At 65.4% G+C, this 18,793-nt stretch carries 15 protein-coding genes; 3 read left to right on the top strand and 12 right to left on the bottom strand.

Annotation, left to right across the window (positions count from 1 at the left end; all coding sequences use genetic code 11):
* Position 1: 1 nt before the first annotated feature.
* The 7 genes from ABIB45_RS09980 to ABIB45_RS09950 form a co-directional block, all read right to left on the bottom strand.
* A complete protein-coding gene (locus ABIB45_RS09980; protein WP_354215694.1) occupies positions 2-838 on the bottom strand; it encodes an HpcH/HpaI aldolase family protein in 837 nt (278 codons plus the stop codon).
* Positions 823-1,608, bottom strand: coding sequence for a 2-oxo-hept-4-ene-1,7-dioate hydratase (gene hpaH / locus ABIB45_RS09975; protein WP_354215693.1), 786 nt, complete (start codon positions 1,606-1,608; stop codon positions 823-825). The genes ABIB45_RS09980 and hpaH overlap by 16 nt, the downstream gene beginning before the upstream one ends.
* 2 nt (positions 1,609-1,610) lie before the next feature.
* Entirely contained in the window at positions 1,611-2,693 is a 1,083-nt protein-coding gene (gene hpaD, locus ABIB45_RS09970; RefSeq protein WP_354215692.1) for a 3,4-dihydroxyphenylacetate 2,3-dioxygenase, read from the bottom strand.
* 43 nt (positions 2,694-2,736) lie between these two features.
* Positions 2,737-4,251: a 5-carboxymethyl-2-hydroxymuconate semialdehyde dehydrogenase gene (hpaE, locus tag ABIB45_RS09965; protein WP_354215691.1), complete on the bottom strand. Its 1,515-nt coding sequence runs from the start codon at positions 4,249-4,251 to the stop codon at positions 2,737-2,739.
* Positions 4,252-4,291: 40 nt separating this feature from the next.
* Complete coding sequence (locus ABIB45_RS09960; RefSeq protein WP_354215690.1) at positions 4,292-4,957, bottom strand: GntR family transcriptional regulator; 666 nt, start codon at positions 4,955-4,957, stop codon at positions 4,292-4,294.
* Positions 4,950-6,452 carry a fumarylacetoacetate hydrolase family protein gene (locus ABIB45_RS09955; protein ID WP_354215689.1) on the bottom strand — a complete coding sequence of 501 codons (1,503 nt, stop codon included), beginning with the start codon at positions 6,450-6,452 and terminating at the stop codon, positions 4,950-4,952. The genes ABIB45_RS09960 and ABIB45_RS09955 overlap by 8 nt, the downstream gene beginning before the upstream one ends.
* A 91-nt stretch (positions 6,453-6,543) precedes the next feature.
* Positions 6,544-7,272, bottom strand: a complete 729-nt coding sequence (locus ABIB45_RS09950) for an IclR family transcriptional regulator (protein ID WP_354215688.1) — start codon at positions 7,270-7,272, stop codon at positions 6,544-6,546.
* 188 nt (positions 7,273-7,460) lie between these two features.
* Between ABIB45_RS09950 and ABIB45_RS09945 the strand changes: the two genes are divergently transcribed.
* Both ABIB45_RS09945 and ABIB45_RS09940 read left to right on the top strand, forming a co-directional pair.
* Entirely contained in the window at positions 7,461-9,371 is a 1,911-nt protein-coding gene (locus ABIB45_RS09945) for an FAD-binding monooxygenase (protein ID WP_354215687.1), read from the top strand.
* Between the two features lie 619 nt (positions 9,372-9,990).
* On the top strand, positions 9,991-11,883 hold the full coding sequence (locus tag ABIB45_RS09940; RefSeq protein ID WP_354215686.1) for an FAD-binding monooxygenase: 1,893 nt from the start codon (positions 9,991-9,993) through the stop codon (positions 11,881-11,883).
* A gap of 9 nt (positions 11,884-11,892) precedes the next feature.
* Here the strand turns inward: ABIB45_RS09940 and ABIB45_RS09935 are convergent, their stop codons facing one another.
* The 5 genes from ABIB45_RS09935 to ABIB45_RS09915 form a co-directional block, all read right to left on the bottom strand.
* The gene (locus ABIB45_RS09935; protein ID WP_354215685.1) at positions 11,893-12,942 is read right to left on the bottom strand and encodes a glycine betaine ABC transporter substrate-binding protein; all 1,050 of its coding nucleotides are present in this window, start codon (positions 12,940-12,942) and stop codon (positions 11,893-11,895) included.
* Entirely contained in the window at positions 12,943-13,818 is an 876-nt protein-coding gene (locus ABIB45_RS09930; protein ID WP_354215684.1) for an ABC transporter permease, read from the bottom strand.
* Complete coding sequence (locus ABIB45_RS09925; protein WP_354215776.1) at positions 13,815-15,059, bottom strand: ATP-binding cassette domain-containing protein; 1,245 nt, start codon at positions 15,057-15,059, stop codon at positions 13,815-13,817. The genes ABIB45_RS09930 and ABIB45_RS09925 overlap by 4 nt, the downstream gene beginning before the upstream one ends.
* A gap of 43 nt (positions 15,060-15,102) precedes the next feature.
* Positions 15,103-15,744: an ABC transporter permease gene (locus ABIB45_RS09920; protein WP_354215775.1), complete on the bottom strand. Its 642-nt coding sequence runs from the start codon at positions 15,742-15,744 to the stop codon at positions 15,103-15,105.
* Between the two features lie 372 nt (positions 15,745-16,116).
* Positions 16,117-16,974 (bottom strand): prephenate dehydratase, encoded by an 858-nt coding sequence (locus tag ABIB45_RS09915; RefSeq protein WP_354215683.1) that lies wholly within the window; start codon positions 16,972-16,974, stop codon positions 16,117-16,119.
* 205 nt (positions 16,975-17,179) lie between these two features.
* Between ABIB45_RS09915 and gdhA the strand changes: the two genes are divergently transcribed.
* Positions 17,180-18,517, top strand: a complete 1,338-nt coding sequence (gene gdhA / locus ABIB45_RS09910; RefSeq protein WP_354215682.1) for an NADP-specific glutamate dehydrogenase — start codon at positions 17,180-17,182, stop codon at positions 18,515-18,517.
* Positions 18,518-18,793: the final 276 nt, after the last annotated feature.

Here is an 18,793-nt window from a genome sequence, read left to right as displayed (position 1 = left end):
GTCAGTAGCTGGCGGGGGTTTCGGCAGGCTCAACCGCCGGGAGGGCACGGTCAACCGACGGGGGCTTGGGGATGAACTGCGCAGCGAGGGCTTCGGAACCGCGCGCCAGGAGGGCGACGTCGGCCCCCACCAGGATGAAACCGGCGCCGATGGCAAGGTAGTGCTCCGCCGTGGCGGGGTTGAAAGCGTTCACCCCCGCAGGCTTGCCGGCCGCCCTCGCGGCAGACAGGCAATGCTCGACGGCGGCACGCACCTCGGGGTGCTCCTGCTGGCCCAGGAGTCCCATCGACGCGGCGAGGTCGGACGGCCCCAGGAAGATGGCATCCACCCCCTTAACCGCCAGGATGTCCGCTACGGCCTCCACTGCGGAAGTGGATTCGATTTGCACGGTGACGCTGATGGTCTCCCCGGCCCGTACCAGGTAGTCCGGGACCCGGTTCCAGCGTGCGGCGCGGGCCAGGGCCGAACCCACCCCTCGGACGCCCTGCGGCGGATACCGGGTGGCGGCCACGGCAGCTTCCGCATCCGCTGCCGAGTTGACCATGGGGATAAGTAGATTCTGGACCCCCAGGTCCAGGAACTGCTTAATCACCACGGTATCGTTCACTGGTGGCCGGACCAGGGCGTGGACCGGGTAACCGTGAATGGCCTGGAGCTGGGCAAGGATGGATTCGAGGCCGTTGGGGCTGTGTTCGGCGTCCACCAGCAACCAGTCCAGGCCCGATCCTGCGCAGAGTTCTGCCACCAGCGGGCTGCCGGAGCACACCCACATGCCGGCCAGCGGGCGGTTCGCCGCCGCGAGGGCGTCCCGGAACGTGTCTTCTATTCGAAGCGGCATGTGACAACTCCCAAGGGTCCGTAGTCGGCGTGGACGGTATCGCCCTTGTAGACCCAGAGCGGACGGGTGAACGATCCGGCGAGGATGATGTCGCCAGCCCTCAGCGAATCGCCGTGGGCGGCGATTTTGTTGGCCAGCCAGTGGACGCCGTTGGCCGGGTGGTCCAGGACCCCGGCGGCCACGCCGGTTTCCTCCACTGTCTGGTTCTTATACAGGATGGCGGAGACCCAGCGGAGGTCCACGGCGTCGGGCTTGACCGGGTTTCCGCCGATGACCATGGCGCCCATTGCGGCGTTATCGGCGATGGTGTCCACGATGGTCCGGCCCTCCATCTCAATCCTGGAGTCCAGGATTTCGAGGGCCGGGACCACGTAGTCGGAGGCCTTCAGGACATCGAAGATGGTGCAACCGGGTCCTTTGAGCGCGTCCTTGAGGACGAACGCGAGCTCCACCTCCACCCGCGGGTGGGTGTACTTGTCCCACTCCACCGAGCAGCCGGTCTCCAAGACCATGTCATCGAAGATGGCGCCGTAATCCGGTTCGGTGATGCCCGTGGCGGCCTGCATTGCCTTGGACGTGAGGCCAATCTTGCGCCCCACCAGGGTCCGCCCGGCTTCCTCGTTGCGGCGGCGCCACAACTGCTGGACAGCGTAGGAATCCTCCACGGTCATGTCCGGATAACGGGCAGTCAGGCGCGGAACAGGGGTGCGGGTGCGGCCAGCTTCCACCAGCTCGTCCGCGATGGCCTCAATCGTCTTGGCGTCCAGCATGGCTACAGCTGCGCTCCCAGCTTGAAGCCCTCAGCCGCAGCTCCGGCGTCGGTGGGCCGGGTGTAGGAGAAGCCGTCGGCGCCGACGGTGACTGCCATCTCGGACTTTTCCTCGCGGATGATGACGGGCTGGGGGTTGCCGTCCAGGTCCAGGACCAGGGAGGCTTCGGTGTACCAGGACGGGACCACGGGGTTGCCCCACCAGTCGCGGCGCTGGTTATCGTGGACGTCCCAGGTGATGGTGGGGTTGTCTGGGTCACCGGTGTAGTAGTCCTGGGTGTAGATCTCGATGCGGTGGCCGTCCGGGTCCAGGATGTAGAGGTAGAACGCGTTGGAGACGCCGTGCCGGCCGGGGCCGCGTTCGATCCGGTCGCTGATGCGCAGGGCGCCCATCTTGTCGCAGATCTGGATGATGTTGTGCTTCTCGTGGGTGGCGAAGGCGACGTGGTGCATGCGCGGGCCGTTGCCGCCGGTCAGGGCCGTGTCGTGGACCGTCTGCTTGCGGTGCATCCACGCGGCGTACGTGACGCCGTCGGAGTCCTTGATGTCCTCGGATACGCGGAAGCCGAGGTCCTCCAGGTAGGCGCGGCCGCGGGGGACGTCCGGGGTGACCTGGTTGAAGTGGTCGAGGCGGACCAGTTCACCGGCGGAGTAGAGGTCGTAGCGCTGGGTGAGGCGTTCCACGTGCTCCACGTCGTAGAAAAACTCGTAGGGGAACCCCAGCGGGTCCTCGACGCGGACGGAGTCACCGATGCCCTTGGTGAAGCCTTCCTTGCGGCGTTCGGTGCGGCAGCCCATTTCCTTGTAGTAGGCCTCGGCTGCGTCCACCTCGGCGGGGGACTTCACCCGGTAGGCAAAGGCTGCGACGGCGGCGATGGGTCCCTTGCGGAGCACAAGGTTGTGGTGGATGAACTCTTCAAGGGAGCGCAGGTAGATGTTGTTTTCGTCTTCCTCGGTGACGTGCAGGCCGAGGAGGTCAACGTAGAACTCGCGGGACTTGGCGAGGTCGGTGACCACGATTTCCATGTAGGCGCAGCGGACGATGTCCGGGGCGGGCACGGTGGGGGTGGGGACAAAGTTGGTCATGGTGCTCTCTCTTCTTTGAGTGGCGGGGCGCTGGCTGGGCAGCTCAGGCGCCGAATTTGGGGGTGTGGACGGTGCCGAGCGTGATGTGGACGGCCTGCTGGTCGGTGTAGAAATCGATGGATCGGTAGCCGCCCTCGTGGCCCAGGCCCGAGGCTTTGACGCCGCCGAAAGGAGTGCGGAGGTCGCGGACGTTGTGGCTGTTGAGCCACACCATGCCGGCTTCCACGTTCTGGGCGAAGTTGTGTGCCCGGGTCAGGTTCTGGGTCCAGATGTAGGCGGCCAGGCCGTACTTGGTGTTGTTCGCCAAAGCCAGCGCCTCGTCGTCGTTCTCGAACGGGGTGATGGCGACGACCGGACCGAAGATCTCCTCCTGGAAGATCCGGGCGTCAGGGGCGACGTCGGCGAAGACAGTGGGAGCGATGTAGTTCCCTTCCGAGAGGCCTTCCGGCCGTCCGCCGCCAGCCAGGAGCCGGCCCTCGGACTTGCCGATCTCCACATAGGAGGCCACCTTCGCGAAGTGCTCGGGGTGGACCAAGGCGCCCACCTCGGTCCTGGGGTCGTGGGGATCCCCGACGACGATGTTCTTGGCCCGGGCGGCGTACTTGTCGCAGAATTCCTCGTACACGGCACGTTCCACCAGGATGCGGGACCCGGCGGTGCAGCGTTCGCCGTTGAGCGAGAAGACCCCGAACAGGGCGGAGTCGATCGCGGCGTCGAGGTCCGCGTCGGCGAACACGACGCACGGTGACTTGCCGCCGAGCTCCATGGAGAGACCCTTGAGGTTGGCCGCGGCGTTGCGGAAAATGGTCTGGCCCGTGGTGGTCTCGCCGGTGAAGGAGATCAGCGGAACGTCCGGGTGCTTCACCAGGGCGTCGCCGGCTTCCTCGCCCAGCCCGTTGACCAGGTTGAACACCCCGTTCGGCAGTCCGGCGTCCTTGAAGATGGTGGCCCACAGGGATGCGGACAGCGGGGTGAACTCGGCGGGCTTGAGGACCACGGTGTTGCCGGTGGCCAGTGCAGGGGCGAGCTTCCAGGACTCCAGCATGAACGGGGTGTTCCACGGCGTGATCAGGCCGGCGACGCCGATCGGCTTGCGGTTCACGTAGTTGATCTGCGCGCCGGGGACCTTCATGGCGTCGTCGAACTGGGCCACGATCAGGTCCGCGAAGAAGCGGAAGTTCTCCGCTGCCCGCAGGGCCTGGCCCTTGGCCTGGGTGATGGGCAGGCCGGTGTCGAAGGTTTCGAGTTCGGCGAGTCGGGCTTCCTGGGCTTCGACGGCGTCGGCGATTTTGTTCAGGACGCGGGCGCGTTCGCGGGGCTTCATCCTGGGCCAGGGGCCGTTGACGAACGCTTCACGGGCGGCGGCCACGGCGAGGTCGATGTCCTCTTTCTGGCCGGCCGCGGCGGTGGCGTAATTTTGGTTGGAGACCGGGTCCAGGACATCAAACGTCTTGCCGCCCACGGAATCAACGAACTCGCCGTTGATGTAGTGCTGGATGTGGGTGGGCAGGTCCTGGGGTACGTAATGCGTGGCGGTCTGTTCTGCAGTGAACGTCATTGTTGTTTCCTTACTGCTGGGGTGGGTCTGGGGGAGTGTGTCAGAGGTTTTTTGCCTGGCTCAGGTAGGCGTCCAGGGTGGCGGAGCGGTGGAGGCGTGCGGCTTTCTCGATGATGTCGGCCTCGGCCGCTGACTCGATGAGCTGCAACAGCGCTTCGTGCTCGTCCACGGATTCGTGGGCCCGGCCGGGGACAAACCGGAACGTGGAGGACCGCAGCGAGGCCAGGCGGTTCCATCCCCGGTGTACCAGGTCCAGGATGTGCGGGTTGGGGCAGTGTTCGAACAGGACGCTGTGGAAGTCCTGGTTGAGGCGCGTGAACCGGACGGGATCAAAGTGCTGCAGGCATTCGCGCATCTCCTCGTTCACCGCGCGGGCCCGGGCTATCGCCAGTGAGTCGATGAGCGGAGCGGACATCGCAGTTGCTGCGCCCTCCACGATGCTCAGGGTCTGCATGGTGTAGAGGTACTCGGTGGGATCAATCCCGGCCACCGTGGCGCCGACGTTGCGTTCGAACTTCACCAGGCCCTCGGCCTCGAGCCGGCGGATAGCCTCACGGACCGGCACCACGCTGACGCGGAGGTCCTTGGCGATGGCCGCCAGGACCAGGCGGTACCCGGGGGAGTAGGTGCCTTCCACGATCCGCGCCTTGACGGCATGGTAGGCCTGTTCGGACTTGCTGCCTGCAACCAGAACTGTTTCAGTCATCAGAGTCGCCTGCTTCTGGATTCAAATTTCCGGCTTCCCATTCCTTATACCGGGCCTGCCACTGTGCGTTCATGGGGTAGAGGCCGTCGACGCCGTTGCCCTGCTTGACCATCTCGAAGATGAAGACTTCTTCCTTTTCCTGCTGGATGCAGTCATCCACCAGGTCCTCGGCGATGGCCGGCGGGATCACCAGGATGCCGTCGGAGTCCGCCACGATGATGTCGCCGGGCTGCACGGTGGCGCCGCCGCACGCGATGGTGATGTCCGTGTCCCACGGGATGTGGCGCCGGCCCAGCACGGCGGGGTGCGGGTTGGCGAAGTAGGTGGGCATCTCGAGACCGGCTACGGCCGTGTAGTCGCGGACGCCGCCGTCGGTGATGATGGCCGCGGCGCCGCGGACCTGGGCCCGCAGCGCAAGGATGTCGCCGACGGTGCCGGTGCCCTTCTCACCGCGGGCCTCCATGACAAGGATTTCGCCCTCATTCACGGAGTCGATGGCGCGTTTCTGGGCATTGAACCCGCCGCCATGTGTGTTGAAAAGGTCCTCCCGGTTGGGCACATAGCGCAAGGTCCGGGCCAGTCCCACCACGCGGCGATCCGGGCGGGTAGCCTGCAGGCCGTCAATGCTCACGTTGTTCAGCCCGCGCTTGCGCAACTGGGAGGACAGGGTGGCCGTGGCAACGCTTTCGAGCTTGGCCTTCAGCTCCGGGGACAGGGAAGGCCCGACGGTGGGAAGCCCGGCGGCCTCGCGGGAACCGTATGCCTCTTCGCGCTGGAGGTCATCAGCCTTGGGGCCGGCACCAAAGTCAGCGAACGGCGTGGTGCCCTCCTCCACGGTGGTGCTGAGGCGCCCAGTGGTGAGTCCGACGCCGGCCCCGCCCGTCGTCGTCGTGCTTACTTCAACCTCCAGGACGTCGCCGGGCTTGGCCACCGAAGCGCCGGCCGGCGTGCCGGTCAGGATGATGTCGCCCTCCTCGAGGGTGAGCAACTGCGAGAGGTCCGCGACGAGCCGGGCGAACGGGAAGAGGAGGCTTTCGGTGGTGTCGTCCTGGACCAGTCCGCCGTTGTGCCAGGTGCGGATCCGCAGGCATGCAGGGTCGACGGCGTCAGCTGCGATTAGTCCCGGGCCGATCGGTGTGAAGCCGTCGCCTCCCTTGGAGCGGAGGTTGGAGCCCTTGTCCGCGTAGCGCAGGTCGTAGACGCCGAGGTCGTTGCTGGCCGTGACCCATTCGACGTGGCTCCAGGCGTCCTCGACGCCTACGCGGCGTGCGGGCTTGCCGATGATCAGGGCGATCTCACCCTCGTAGCCGAGCAGCTCGCAGCCGGCCGGGCGTTCAACTGGATTGCCGGTCAGTGCCAGCGAGCTCGAGGGCTTGAGGAAGTAGGACGGCTGCGCGGGTGTCCGGCCGCGCTGGGCTGCGCGGCTCGGATAATTGATGTGCACCGCGATCACCTTGCGTGCTGCCGCCAGGGTGTCCTCGTTGACGTGCTCCAAAGCTGTCTCCTCATCAAGTACGAAATCGTATACGATGACTATGCATGCTCTCAGGGGATCCGTCAAGGATTTTTTTCGTGCGTTATGCAAGCTAGTTGAGTTGCTCGCTGATCCGCTGCCCGGCTTCCATGAGTGAGGTTGCGACCTGGTCGGGGGAAAGCTGGGCGCTGGGGTAAACCACTGCGATGGCGGCGGGCTGCAGTCCCTGGCGCAGCTTCAGGGGGACGGCCACGCCGGTTACGCCTGGCAGGACTTCATGGTGGCTGACAGCGAATCCCAGTTCGCGTACTGAGGCCACTTCCGGCCGCCGTGGGCGTTCCGGGGAGATCGACTCCCATTGGGAATCTTCCAAAATGGCTTGGATGGCAAGTCCCGGCGCCCCGGCGTGGAGGGGATGCCTGGTGCCTGGCCGTTGCACGACGGCAGCCCGGCTATGGCGCGGTTCCACGCTGGTGAGTGTGGTGCAGTCCCCGCGGTCCATGACCACCAGGAACGCGGTGGCGCCGAGTTCATTGGCGAGGGATGTCAGCTCTGGCAGCGCAGCCGTCTGCAGGTCGCGGGCAACGCCGCGGGCCAGGGTGGCCAAGCCGGTTCCGAGAACCAGGCCTCCTTTACTGTCCCTGGCGACGAGGCCGTGGTCTTCAAGTGTGCGGAGGATCCTGTAGGCGACTGAGCGGTGTACTCCCAGAAGGTCGGAGACTTCCCCAATACTGAGCGCTGCTGTTTGCTCGCTCAGGATTTCCAGCATCCTGATTCCGCGCGAGAGCGTCTGGGAGTGGGCTCCTGCTGTCTTCCCGCCCAAAGGTGCTGCGCTTGCCATGATGATTTTTCCGCTCCGTCGTTCCATCGTGCCTGAATGAGCCTATCTGTGGGTGGGGTCACAAAAAACTTGCGTTTAGACGGCCCTGGCATCTATAGTCGGTGCAGCAATTCTATATTAGAACGAGCAGTTCTATTATAGAACACCACGCAACGGCACTCAGCCCTACAACGAAGTGAGGAAAGCCCGTGCAGTTCCACCACCACGGTTACGTATCGGGGGACCCGAGGGTCCAGCCAGCAGCTGGCGTCGGCCTTGACCGCCCCGAGGCACTCCCTGACGAAGTCGATGTGCTCATCGTGGGCACTGGCCCGGCGGGCATGCTCACCGCGGCCCAGCTCTCCCAGTTTCCCGGCATCACCACCCGCATCGTCGAGCGCCGGCCCGGCCGGCTGGCCATCGGCCAGGCGGACGGCATCCAGGCCCGCAGCGTCGAGACGTTCCAGGCCTTTGGCTTCGCCGAGCGAATCATTGCCGAGGCGTACAAGATCACCGAGATGGCGTTCTGGCGGCCCGACCCCGAGGATCCCACGCGCATCGTCCGAGGCGGTCGCGCTCTCGACGACGAGGCCGGAATCAGCGAATTTCCCCACCTGATCGTCAACCAGGCCCGCGTTCTGGACTACTTCGGTGAGGTCATGGCGAACGCGCCCACCCGCATGTCACCCGATTACGGTTTTGAGTTCCAAAGTCTTGAGGTGACCGGCGAGGGTGAATACCCGGTGACCGTGTCGCTCCTTCACACGGCTGGCCCCCGCGAGGGCCAGGAGCGCGTCGTCAAGGCCAAGTATGTCGTCGGTGCGGACGGCGCGCGCAGCAAAGTACGGCGCGCGATCGGCTGCAGCATGGCCGGCGACCAGGCCAACCACGCGTGGGGCGTCATGGACGTGCTCGCGTCCACCGATTTCCCGGACATTCGCCTCAAGTGCGCCATCCAGTCCCACGACGGCGGCAGCATCCTGCTGATCCCGCGCGAGGGTGGCCATCTCTTCCGCATGTACGTTGACCTCGGCGAGGTCGCTGCGGACGACGACGGCGCCGTGCGCAAGACCACCATTGAGCAGATCATTGCCAAGGCCAACGCCATCATCCACCCCTACACGCTGGATGTCCGCAACGTGGCCTGGCACAGCGTCTACGAAGTGGGCTACCGCCTCACAGACCGGTTCGATGACGTCCTCCCGGAAGACATCGGCACCCGCACTCCGCGCGTGTTCATTACCGGTGACGCCTGCCACACGCACAGTGCCAAGGCAGGCCAGGGCATGAACGTCTCCATGCAGGACGGCTTCAACATCGGCTGGAAGCTCGGCCACGTCCTCGAGGGCCGCAGCCCCGAGAGCCTGCTCGCCACCTATTCGGCCGAACGCCAAGTCATCGCGAAGAACCTGATCGACTTCGACAAGGAGTGGTCCACGCTGATGGCGAAGAAGCCCGACGAATTTGAGAACCCCTCCGAACTCGAGGATTTCTACGTCCGCACCGCCGAATTCCCGGCCGGCTTTATGACCCAATACGCCCCTTCGATGCTCATCAGCGAACCGGAAAACCAGGAACTGGCCTCCGGCTTCACCATCGGCAAACGCTTCAAATCCGCACCCGTCGTGCGGGTATGCGACACAAACCCCCTGCACCTTGGCCACCAAGCCAAGGCGGACGGCCGCTGGCGCATCTACGTCTTCGCCGACCCGGCACTGGCCGGCGCGCCGTCGCCTGCCACCGACCTGGCCGAGTGGCTCACCAACTCTCCGGAATCGCCGCTTGCGGCAACGCCGGACGGCGCAGACGCCGATGCGTGGTTTGACGTGAAAGTGATCTACCAGCAGGACCACACTGGCATCGACATCGGCGCAGTCCCGGCCACCTTCAAGCCGGAGGTGGGGCCGTTCAAGCTCACGTACCTGGAGAACGTGTACGGCACTGATCCGACGGCGGACATCTTCGAACTCCGCGGCGTTGACCGCGGCGGGGTTGTGGTCGTCGTTCGCCCCGACCAGTACGTAGCCAACATCCTGCCGCTGACGGCTACGGCAGAGCTGGGCGAGTTCTTCGCACCGCTCCTGCCGGCGCGTCGGCCTCTCGTTAGCAACGGGGGCTAGAATAGCGGTCCGACGGATCTGGTCCTGACCGGGCGGGATCCTTGGGGCAACGGCAGCCTCGAGCCAGCCGGCAGGATGGCCCGGAGCTCGGGCCGGCTGTCCGCGCTGAGCAGGAAGACGCGTTCATCCCCTCGCCGCACCCAGAGCTGTGCAGTTTCACCTGTGCGGTCCCGCAGGTCGTGGAAGACTGGGATACTACGGTCTCCAGCGCCGAACGGACAAAGCGGTTCCCGAACCGGAAAGTCCCGTTAGCGGTCCGTCGAAAAGCCGTCATCCGCTAGCTGCAGGGCAAGGCGGTGCGCCGTCGACAATGAGAGGCCGGTCTGCCGCATCCAGAATGGCGGCGGCACGTTCGAGGGTGCGGTTGGCGTCGCCTCCACGACGGGTGGTGACACGCCGGGAACGTGCTGGCCGTCGTCGGACTCGAACTCACCGCGGCGCTGCTCGCCGCAACGCTCGTGGCACGGCTGCGGACCGTGAACCGGAAGAAACCTACCGGAGGCTGCGCGTAATCCGGCAGGGCTGGCGGCCCTGTACAGTTCTGCGTCAACGCTCGATGCTGAGAGCTAATGGATTGTTTTCACCCCAGTAAGTCCACACAGCGAAGTGAGGAGTGTCCGTGCAGTTCCACCACCACGGTTACGTATCCGGTGACCCGCGGGTCCAGCCAGCAGCCGGCGTCGGCCTTGACCGCCCCGAGGCACTCCCTGACGAAGTCGATGTGCTGATCGTGGGCACCGGCCCGGCGGGCATGCTCGCCGCAGCCCAGCTTTCACAGTTTCCCGGCGTCACCACCCGGATCGTCGAGCGCCGGCCCGGCCGGCTCGTCATCGGCCAGGCTGACGGCATCCAGGCCCGCAGCGTCGAGACCTTCCAGGCCTTTGGCTTCGCCGAGCGGATCGCCGCCGAGGCGTACCGCATCACCGAGATGGCGTTCTGGAAGCCTGACCCCGCGGACCATTCCCGTATTATCCGTGCAGCCCGCACCTTGGACGACCCCACGGGCATCAGCGAGTTCCCGCACCTGATCGTCAACCAGGCGCGCGTGCTGGACTACTTCGCCGAGTACATGGCGAACGCGCCGACGCGCATGTCGCCCGACTACGGCTATGAGTTCCGCAGCCTCGAGATCGGCGAAGGGGACTACCCGGTGACTGTGACGCTGGCCCACAGCGCCGGCCCAAACGAGCGCCAGGAGCGGGCGGTCCGGGCAAAGTACGTCGTCGGCGCGGACGGCGCGCGCAGTAAGGTGCGCGAATCAATCAGGTGCACCATGGCCGGGGACCAGGCCCACCATGCGTGGGGCGTCATGGACGTCCTCGCGGTCACCGACTTCCCCGACATCCGGACAAAATGCGCAATCCAGTCCGGGGGCGGCGGCAGCATCCTGCTGATCCCGCGCGAAGGCGGACATCTCTTCCGCATGTACGTGGACCTCGGCGAGGTGGACCCCAACGACAAGGGCGCGGTGCGCAGCACCACCATCGAGCAGATCATCGGCCACGCGAATGCCATCCTGAATCCCTACTCGCTTGACGTCCGGAACGTGGCCTGGCACAGCGTGTACGAGGTTGCCCACCGCCTCACGGACCGGTTCGACGACGTCCTGCCGGACCAGCGCGGGACGCGCACGCCGCGCGTGTTCATCACGGGCGACGCCTGCCACACGCACAGTGCCAAGGCCGGCCAGGGCATGAACGTCTCGCTGCAGGACGGGTTCAACCTGGGCTGGAAACTCGGCCACGTGCTCGAGGGCCGCAGCCCGGCAAACCTGCTGGCCACGTACTCGGCCGAGCGCCAGGTGGTGGCCAAGGACCTTATCGACTTCGACAAAGTCTGGTCCACGATGATGGCCAAGAAGCCGGAGGAATTTGAGAACCCTTCCGAGCTTGAGGAATTCTACGTGCGCACCGCCGAGTTCCCCGCGGGCTTCATGACCCAATACGCGCCGTCCATGCTCACCGCCGAGGCCAAACACCAGCCGCTGGCTGCCGGGTTCCCCATCGGGAAACGCTTCAAGTCAGCGCTCGTGCGGAGGGTCTGTGACACCAACCCCATGCACCTCGGCCACCACGCCACAGCGGACGGCCGGTGGCGGATCTACGTCTTCGCGGATCCGGCCGCGGCCGGCTCCCCATCGCCCACGAGCCACCTGGCCGAGTGGCTCGCGACCTCGCCGGAATCGCCGCTCCACGCAACGCCGTCGGGCGCTGACCTGGATGCCTGGTTCGACGTCAAGGTCATCTACCAGCAGGACTATCAGCAAGTGGATATCGGCGCCGTTCCGGCGGTGTTCAAGCCGCACGTAGGGCCCTTCCAGCTGACGGACTACGAGAAGGTCTACGCCACCGATCCGGCGGCTGACATGTTCGAGCTCAGGGGCATTGACCGCGGCGGTGTTGTGGTGGTGGTGCGGCCGGACCAGTACGTGGCAAACGTAGTGCCGCTGACGGCGACCGCGGAGCTCGCCGCGTTCTTTGCACCCCTCCTGCCAGCCCGCAGCACGCCCTGAAGAGAGTGCTTAGGACGCCTCGGTGAGGAAGCCATGCTCCTTCATCCACTCGAACGCGACGTCCGCGGGCTCCTGCCCCTCGACGTCGACCAACAGGTTCAGGCCGCGCATTGTCTGGTCCGTCAACAGGGGGGAAATCTGCGCGAATATCCCTTCGAGCTCCGGGTACGCGGCCAGGGTCTTGGAATAGAACACGGGAGCCACGTTGTAGGCGGGGAAGAACTTCTTGTCATCGGTGAGCACTGTAAGGCCCAGCGCGTCGATCCTGCCGTCCGTGGCGAATACCTCACCGAGGGTGCATACACCGTTGTCTGTGGCACTGTAGACGGCGCCGACGTCGTAGAGCCCGATGTTGCGCTCCGGCACACCGGAATCGGAGCCCCGGTCCAGGCCGTAGTGCTTAAGCATCGGCCCGAATCCGTCCGGCCTGGAATTGAACTCCGGCTCGACGCAGAACGTCCGCTGGGACACCGGGAGCTTGGCGATGTCAGACAACGTGCTCAGCCCGTATTTCGCGGCGTTCTCATCGGTAACGGCGAGTGCATAGGTGTTGTTCAGCGGGGCCTTGGCACCCCAGGTCAGGCCGTTGCCCAGGTCCTCGTCATGGACCGCCTGCCATTGCGCGTCCTGCTCGGGAATGCCGGAGGGGTGCCCCATGAAGGACAGCCATGCCGTGCCGGTGTACTCCCAGATGATGTCCGCCTTCCCGGCAAGCATCAGGGACCGGGTGGGCTGGCTGCCAGGGACGTTCGTCAGGTCCGAGACTTCGAAGCCTGCGGCCTTGGCGGCGAGCACCGCCATCTTGCCCAGGATCAGCCCCTCGGTGTTGTTCCGCCCGGTCACGGTCGCGTGCCCCCCGGCCGCGCCGTCGATCGGTCTGATGCTGCCCGGCTGGGCGTCGGGAACGTAAGACGCCGCCGGGGCCAGGCCGCAGCCGCTCAACAACAATCCTCCCGCGGTTGCGACCGCCACGGCCGCGGCGCGGGCGCGTGGCCGCCTGACTTTGCGCCTGAGCGTGCGCCAGGCGCCAGCTAAGCCGTCCTGCTTTGAGTTCAACATCTACAGTCCTTTCGGCCGGGCCAGGTGCTCAACGACCCGCCCTGCCCAGTCAATAAACAGCGCCAGCACTGCCACCAGCAGGGAACCGACCACCAGGACCGCCGGCAGATTGAGTTGGACGCCCGTGGTGATCAGAATTCCCAGCCCGCCTCCGTTAATAAAGGTTGCCAGTGCGGCGGTACCCACCAGCAGCACCAGCGCCGTGCGGATCCCGGCGAGCATGATCGGGACAGCCATCGGCAATTCCACCTTGAACAGGACCGCGGCAGCGCTCATGCCCATTCCGCGGCCAGCTTCCACAAGCCGCTGGTCCACGTGCTGGATCCCCACCATCGTGTTCCGGAGGACCGGCAGGACCCCGTACAGGATGAGCGCAACGACCGCGGCCCGGAATCCGAATCCCAGCCAGAAGGCCAGGAGCACTACGAGTCCGATGGAGGGCGCGGCCTGGCCGATGTTCGCGAGTACCAGCACGGGCCCGCTCAGGAAGCGCAGTCGTTTGCGGGTCAGGGCAATTCCGAGCGGAACGGCGATCACCAGCACGATCGCAGCCGCCAGCAGGGTCAATTGGAGGTGCTCAAGTGTGTGGCCCCACAGCGCTGCCGGGGCCAGGGTGGTCAGCTCGGCGGGCGACAGGTCGGCGACGAGCAGCCATCCGGCCAGGGCGACGAGGACGGCGATGATGCCCAGAAGCTGATAGCCCAGCGCCCACCAGCTGCGCCCGGCAGTGCCGGCGACAATGACGGCATCCGCCCCCACAGCTGTTTCGGCGTCGAGCGTTTCAGTATTTAGGGACTCTGTGTCGGTCGTCCCGGCTCCACCCGCCGCGGCACCGGTCCCGCCAGTTGCGTGGGAGCGCTGTACAGGACCGCTCATTGTTCGGTCCGTTCCTCGCGAAGGTCCGCGGGGGCGGCGGGCCCCGCAGGGGCGGGGATGGCGCCGGTGTTAGTGCCCACCGGTGTGTCATGAGAGTCCAGCGCGGCTGCCTCGTGCGCCGTCGTGATCGCCGTCATGATCGTCTTAACATCAATGACGCCTTGGAAGACGTCCCGCCGACCGGTCACCAGGGCCGCCCCGGCGCTGGAGACCAGCATGGTGTCCAGCGCGTCGTTGAGGGTGGCCCGGCTGCCCACCACCGGCAATTTCGGGTCCGGCACGGCACTGATGGTCTCCATCCGGCTGAGTTGGCGGCGGGACAGCCACTGAAGGGGGCGCTGGCGGGCGTCCACGATGACCGCGTGGCCGTGCCCGGCTGTGGTGATGCGGGCCAGGACCTCCGCCGCGGCCTCCCCGGGCCGCCCTGTGATCGCTTCGGCCAGAGGTGCATCGCTGACGCGGGTAAGGGTCAGTTGCTTGAGCCCCGCGCCGGATCCGATGAAGTTCTCCACGAATTCGTTGGCCGGGTCCGCGAGGATGCGTTCGGGGGTGTCGTACTGGACCAGCCGGGCACCGGCGTCAAAAATGGCGATCCAGTCGCCGAGCTTCACCGCTTCATCAAAGTCGTGGGTAACGCAGACAATTGTTTTCTGCAGCTCGGACTGGATCTGAAGAAGTTCGTCCTGCAGGCGCTGCCGGGTGATCGGATCCACTGCGCCGAACGGCTCGTCCATCAGGAGCACCGGCGGGTCCGCGGCGAGGGCACGGGCCACACCTACGCGTTGCTGCTGGCCGCCCGAAAGTTCTTTGGGAAAACGGTTCCGGTAGACACCGGGCTCCAGCGAGACCAGTTCCAGCAACTCGTCGACGCGGGCGGCGGTGCGTACCTTGTCCCAGCCGAGCATCCTGGGCACGATCGCGATGTTGGCCGCCACGGTCATGTGCGGGAACAGTCCGCCGGCCTGGATGACGTAGCCGATCTTGCGCCTGAGCTGATCGCCGTCTTTCTTGGTGACGTCCTCACCGTTGAGGACGATCCGGCCTTCGGTGGGCTCGATCAGCCGGTTGATCATTTTCAGTGTGGTGGTCTTCCCGCAGCCCGACGGGCCCACGAACATCACCATTTTGCCCGCTGGAATTTCCAGTGTAAGGCCGTCCACGGCAGGCCTGGCCTGGCCGGGGTAGCGCTTGGTGACCTGATCCAGCAGAATGCTGGCCCCGGTGATGCCATCAGCGGGCAGTGACTTGTCTGTAACGGATGCGGGAGTGGATGTGGGGGCGGTTTCAGACACGGATACCTCGCGAAGTTGTCAGCCGGCCGAGAAGGACGAGAAGGAGATCAAGGATGAGGGCAAGAATGACGACGCCGACGACGCCGGTCACCACCGACTCGAACGAGTTAGCGCCACCCAGACGGGAGAGACCGGAAAAGATGAAGCCGCCCAAGCCAGGCCCCAGGGCATAGGCGGTGATGGCCGCCACTCCAATCACCATCTGGGCGGACACGCGTACTCCGGCGAGGATGATCGGCCAGGCCATCGGGAGTTCCACCCGCAGCAAGGTGTGGAAGCGGCTCATGCCGATCCCCCGGGCGGCCTCGACGGTGGCCGGGCTGATACCGGACAGGCCAACGACGGCGTTGCGGAGAATGGGAAGCGTGGCATAGAACGCGACCACGATCACGGCCGGCACCACGCCGAATCCGAAGGGCGGGACCAGAAGCCCGATGAGTGCGAAGGACGGGATGGTCAGTCCGACCGCGGAGACGGAATTCGCGACGGCAACCAGCTTCTTATTCCGGTAGACGAGAACGGCAGCTAGTAATGCCAGGACGGTAGCCAGGATCAGGCACTGGACCACCAGGCTGAAATGCTGCCAGCCAGCGAAGAGGATCTGGTTGAGCCTGCCGGAAATGAAATCCACCACAATAAGCTCTCTTTCCACGCTGTGCGCCGGCTGTATGAGGGCGCTGTGGCCGCCTGCTGCCAGCCCTCCTCGCAGATATCGTTACAAATATCGCGGAGAACCGTGCGGACGGGGCAATGTCTCGGAGTGACATCGGAGGAGCCCCCGCGAGACTGCCGCGGACGAGGGCCAACGACATTCTACCTCTTATGGGTGGCGGAGGGCCCCAGAGCATGCCCCGGCTGGCGGCCTTCGAGCCGCCTCCGGGCGCAGAAACAGGGTGGAATTGCGCAGCGAACCGTGCTCCGTCCCGAAGCTGGGTTCTTGAGTACAGCGGCGCGGACTGGCCGGCCAAGGAGTAGGCGCTGAGGGCCGAGCGCAAGCAGGCCGCGGTCAGCTGTTGGCTGCCTGCGCTATCCGGTGATCGGCGGCGGGATAGACGCCCAGGATGCGGACTTCGGTGGTGAAGAAATCCAGCTCCTCCAGTGCCAGCCGCAGCGGCAGGTCCTCGGGGTGGCCCTCCACATCCACCATGAACATGGTGGCGGTGAACTCGTCGCCCACCATATAGCTCTCCAGCCGCGTCATGTTCACGCCGTTCGTGGCAAACCCACCCAGCGCCTTGTAGAGCGCGGAGGGGACGTTCCGGACGCGGAACACAAAGCTGGTCACCGCCTGCCCGGTCAACTCGTCCCGGGTGGGCAGCTTCTTTTCGCGGGCCAACACCACAAAACGGGTGGTGTTGGAGGGGTCGTCCTCGACGCGCGATGCCAGCACCTCAAGGCCGTAGATCTGGGCCGCGAGCGGGGGCGCGAGGGACAGTTTGGTGGGGTCGTTCCATTCCCGGACTTCGCGGGCGGACCCGGCGGTGTCGCCGGCAATGACGGGCCGGAGGCCGGCGGTCCGGATGAGGCGGCGGCACTGGCCCAGGGCATGGATGTGGCTGTGGACCTCGGTGGCACCCTCGATGGTGCTCCCGGGGATGCCCAGCAGGTCGAAGTGGATGGGGAGAAAGAACTCGCCCACGATCTGCAGGTGCGACAGCGGGAGCAGGACATGGATGTCCGCCACCCGGCCCGCAATCGAGTTCTCGATCGGGATCATGGCCAGCTCGGCCTCACCGCTCGATACCAGCTCGAAAGCGTCCTCGAAGCTGGCACACGGCATGCTTTCGAGTTCGGGGAACATCTGCATGCACGCGATATTGGAGTTGGCGCCGGGTTCACCCTGGTACGCAATCTTCTGGGACATGGTCCGTATGGTTTCACGTCCGGTGCCCACCCACCCAACTGGTGCGCATTAAACGTCGCCATCGGGCGTTCCGGTGGTGTCTGGCAGCGAGGATCCACGGGTGCCCGGTGAATGGCGAATCTTAGGACGGATGACACAGAAAGTTCAGCAGGATCAATCGTTGTTATCATTCATGTTGAACATTGAACGAATTTGAGGAGACAGTGTGGACGCGCGGCTTGAAGCCATCCGGAATACGGTACTGGCGCGAAACCCTGGTGAGGTTGAATTCCACCAGGCTGTGACCGAGGTTTTCGAGAGTCTCGGCCCCGTCCACGACAGGCACCCGGAGCTTCTCGAAGCCGCCATTCTGGAGCGGCTGTGCGAGCCCGAGCGCCAGATCATCTTCCGCGTGCCGTGGACCGACGACACCGGCCGCGTTCAGATCAACAGGGGCTTCCGGGTTGAATTTAACTCCGCCCTCGGCCCGTACAAGGGCGGCCTGCGCTTCCACCCTTCGGTCTACCTCGGCATAGTGAAGTTCCTGGGTTTCGAGCAGATCTTCAAGAACGCCCTGACCGGCATGCCCATCGGCGGCGGCAAAGGCGGCTCGGACTTCGACCCCCGCGGCCGCAGCGATGCGGAAATCATGCGGTTCTGCCAGTCCTTTATGACCGAGCTGTACCGGCACATCGGCGAGTACACTGACGTGCCGGCGGGCGACATCGGTGTTGGTGGCCGTGAAATCGGCTACCTCTTTGGCCAGTACAAGCGCATCACCAACCGCTACGAGTCCGGCGTCCTGACCGGCAAGGGCATTACCTGGGGCGGCTCGCTGGTGCGTCCGGAAGCCACAGGTTACGGCACGGTCATCTTCACCCGGGAGATGCTGAAAACCCGCGGGATGTCGTTCGACGGCCAGCGTGTTGTGGTGTCGGGTTCCGGCAATGTGGCCATCAACGCCATCGCCAAGGCACAGACGCTCGGTGCCAGCGTGGTGGCCTGCTCCGATTCCTCCGGCTACATCGTGGATGAGGCCGGAATCGACGTCGGACTTCTGCGCGAGATCAAGGAAATAGAGCGCGGCCGCCTCAAGGATTACGCCCTCCGCCGCCCCGGCGTTTCCTACGTGGAATCCGGGTCCGTGTGGGACGTCGACGCCACGGTGGCCCTTCCGTGTGCCACGCAGAACGAGCTCGACGGCGATGCTGCCGCACGCTTGGTCCGCAACGGTCTCTTAGCGGTCGGCGAAGGCGCCAACATGCCCTCCACCCGTGACGCGGTGGCTGTCTTCCAGGATGCCGGTATCCTGTTCGGGCCGGGCAAAGCGGCCAATGCAGGCGGCGTTGCGACATCGGCGCTTGAGATGCAGCAGAACGCCAGCCGCGACTCCTGGACGTTCGAGCACACAGAACAGCGTCTTACTGAAATCATGGTGGGGATCCACGACCGCTGCGCTTCCACCGCGGACGAATACGGTCAGCCCGGCAACTATGTGCTGGGCGCCAACGTCGGCGGGTTCGTCAAGGTTGCCGACGCCATGCTGGCGCAGGGCCTCATCTAGCATCCGGCACCGCCCCACGCGTTTTCTCAGTGGCCACCGACCCAGCAAGGGTCGGTGGCCACTTCGTTTTGTGGCGTGCACACCCCAGGCCCGGGCAGACGCGCTTGCATCCACTCCGGTCACGCTGACGGCGCCTCCGCCGTTCTCGTCCGGCCGTGATTACCGGGAACGAATGTGCGTTCGATGGACTGTGTAACTGGCCCTGCCCGCGACTGCAACGTCGATTTAACCAGCCGGAAACCCACCGCGGAACTGCCGCCCTACTGTTGGAACCAG

The sequence above is a fragment of the Arthrobacter sp. UYCo732 genome, from assembly GCF_040547265.1.
In the GTDB taxonomy this organism is placed as follows: Bacteria; Actinomycetota; Actinomycetes; order Actinomycetales; family Micrococcaceae; genus Arthrobacter.
Note: the sequence above shows the minus strand (reverse complement) of the source record. Positions and strands in the feature narration are given on the sequence as shown.

Coding starts and splice junctions, on each gene's coding strand:
- hpaE (WP_354215691.1), bottom strand. CDS start 4,251: ATGACGTTCACTGCAGAACAGACCGCCACGCATTACGTACCCCAGGAC.
- ABIB45_RS09950 (WP_354215688.1), bottom strand. CDS start 7,272: ATGGCAAGCGCAGCACCTTTGGGCGGGAAGACAGCAGGAGCCCACTCC.
- ABIB45_RS09915 (WP_354215683.1), bottom strand. CDS start 16,974: ATGTCCCAGAAGATTGCGTACCAGGGTGAACCCGGCGCCAACTCCAAT.
- hpaD (WP_354215692.1), bottom strand. CDS start 2,693: ATGACCAACTTTGTCCCCACCCCCACCGTGCCCGCCCCGGACATCGTC.
- ABIB45_RS09980 (WP_354215694.1), bottom strand. CDS start 838: ATGCCGCTTCGAATAGAAGACACGTTCCGGGACGCCCTCGCGGCGGCG.
- hpaH (WP_354215693.1), bottom strand. CDS start 1,608: ATGCTGGACGCCAAGACGATTGAGGCCATCGCGGACGAGCTGGTGGAA.
- ABIB45_RS09930 (WP_354215684.1), bottom strand. CDS start 13,818: ATGAGCGGTCCTGTACAGCGCTCCCACGCAACTGGCGGGACCGGTGCC.
- ABIB45_RS09935 (WP_354215685.1), bottom strand. CDS start 12,942: ATGTTGAACTCAAAGCAGGACGGCTTAGCTGGCGCCTGGCGCACGCTC.
- ABIB45_RS09960 (WP_354215690.1), bottom strand. CDS start 4,957: ATGACTGAAACAGTTCTGGTTGCAGGCAGCAAGTCCGAACAGGCCTAC.